We start from the raw sequence: 1,958 nt of genomic DNA, 5'->3' as shown, positions 1-1,958 counted from the left end.
AAGCATTGAAAAAAGCTGGTGCTGATGTTGATTATATTTTCAGTGGACGTGATCCTAAAGATTATTTTGATATGGAAGTTTTTGGGAATTATAGAACTTTTCGTGGAGTAACTTTTGCAACACAGAATGGAAAAATTAATTTCCGTAAAACCGTGCAACGGATCCGAGCTTTCAGGCTTATAAAAGATGTGTATGAGCTTGATTTATCAAAGTATGACTGTATTATCAGCGATTTTGAACCAGTGAGCGCTTGGGCTGCACATCATCAGGATCGCAACTGTTTAGGTATAAGCAATCAGGCCGTATGCGAATATCTTAAGCCTAAAGAATATGGGTTAGTTGCAAATGTGATTATGAAGTATTATGCTCCGGTAACTGAACCTATTGGTCTACATTGGTTTCATTTTGGGCATAAGTTACTACCACCAATGATAGATTCATTCCAAGCTATACCATCAGAAGATGGCAAAATAGTAGTCTACTTGCCTTTTGAAAGCATAGATGAAGTGATTAATATGTTAAAACCATTTAACAATTATCAATTTATCTGTTTCCATCCAGAAATAAAACAAGTTACTAGCTATGGCAATGTATCTTTGAAACCACTAGGTAGAGATAGTTTTACAAATGAGCTGATTAGTTGTTCTGGAATTATTTCAAATACAGGATTTGCGTTGATTTCCGAAGCATTAGCGCTTGGTAAAAAAATTCTTACTAAGCCAGTTTCAGGACAATTTGAACAAATCTATAATGCTCAATGTTTACAATCACTTGATATGGCAACAGTTATGGAAAACTTAAACGGTATTAAGCTAAAGTATTGGCTTGATTTACCCTCGCCAAAGCCGATAATTTATCCTGATGTGGCTACAGCGCTAGCTAATTGGATTGTTGCTGGGCAAAAGGAGCCGTTACGTTCTTTGAGTGAGCGACTTTGGAGCCAGACGGTGTTTCCTGAGAATGTAAATAAACATATTAAATCTTTGGGTTATGTATAAAAAGGAAAAAATGATTTTAAGTATTATTGTTGCGATGGCACATAATCGTGTTATTGGCTTAAATAATCAGATGCCTTGGCATTTGCCTGCAGATCTGGCATGGTTTAAAAAAAACACACTTAATAAACCTGTTATTATGGGACGGAAAACCTTTGAGTCTATAGGTCGACCTTTGCCCAATCGACACAATATTATTATTAGTCGCCAAACTGAAAAATTGGTTATTAACCATGAGCATATTAGCTGGACGAAGTCGATTGATGAAGCATTATTGGTGGCTAAAAACCAAGTGGCGGATGAGGCGTTTATTATCGGTGGTGGCAATATTTATCACCAAGTGCTATCTATGGTGGATCGGCTCTATTTAACACATATCAATGCTAATGTACAAGGCGATACTTTTTTCCCAGATTACAGATTTGACTCATGGCGACAAGTTTATTGTGAGAATCATCAAGCCGATGATAAAAACGCTTACGATTACCAATTTGAAATTTTAGAAAGAATATAATTATCAATATGTTGCCACAGTTCAGATTGTGGCAATTTTGCTAATTAACCGCCAGCCGTTTACCCATGAAAACGTTTGGCTTCAATAACATCAGGTAGTTGTTTTATTTTATTGAGTACTCGATTTAACGAATCCTGATCAAAAATTTCCATATCAACATCGATAGTCGCTAATTGTTGCTTCATATCCGAACGACTAATTAAACCAAGAACATTTGCCTTTTCATTAGCTAAAATAGTGGTAATGTCCCTCAACAAACCACTCCGATCGTTAGCAATAATTTGTACCGCTATTGTGTAGCTTGAATTGATAGTATTATTCCAAGTGGCTTGAGTGATACGATCTGGTGCATGATTTTTTAGTTCTTGTAATTGCTCACAATCAGCCCGATGAATTGAGATCCCTCGTCCTTGAGTAACAAAGCCTGTAATTGGATCGTTAGGAATGGG

At 36.4% G+C, this 1,958-nt stretch carries 3 protein-coding genes; 2 read left to right on the top strand and 1 reads right to left on the bottom strand.

Annotation, left to right across the window (positions count from 1 at the left end):
• Together A9G30_RS03950 and folA are read left to right on the top strand one after the other, a co-directional pair.
• Window positions 1-998 (top strand): MJ1255/VC2487 family glycosyltransferase (locus A9G30_RS03950; protein ID WP_141671981.1); only part of this gene is annotated, 998 nt, incomplete at its 5' end.
• Window positions 999-1,008: 10 nt separating this feature from the next.
• The gene (gene folA, locus A9G30_RS03945) at window positions 1,009-1,509 is read left to right on the top strand and encodes a type 3 dihydrofolate reductase (protein WP_065588123.1); all 501 of its coding nucleotides are present in this window, start codon (window positions 1,009-1,011) and stop codon (window positions 1,507-1,509) included.
• Window positions 1,510-1,568: 59 nt separating this feature from the next.
• Here folA and A9G30_RS03940 read toward each other — a convergent pair.
• The coding region (locus A9G30_RS03940; protein ID WP_141671980.1) for an ACT domain-containing protein at window positions 1,569-1,958 on the bottom strand (390 nt) is incomplete at its 5' end.

Origin of the sequence: Gilliamella sp. Fer4-1, assembly GCF_001690515.1 — a bacterium.
Classification (GTDB): Bacteria; Pseudomonadota; Gammaproteobacteria; order Enterobacterales; family Orbaceae; genus Gilliamella; species Gilliamella apicola_C.
This window is presented reverse-complemented; position numbering and strand designations above follow the sequence as displayed.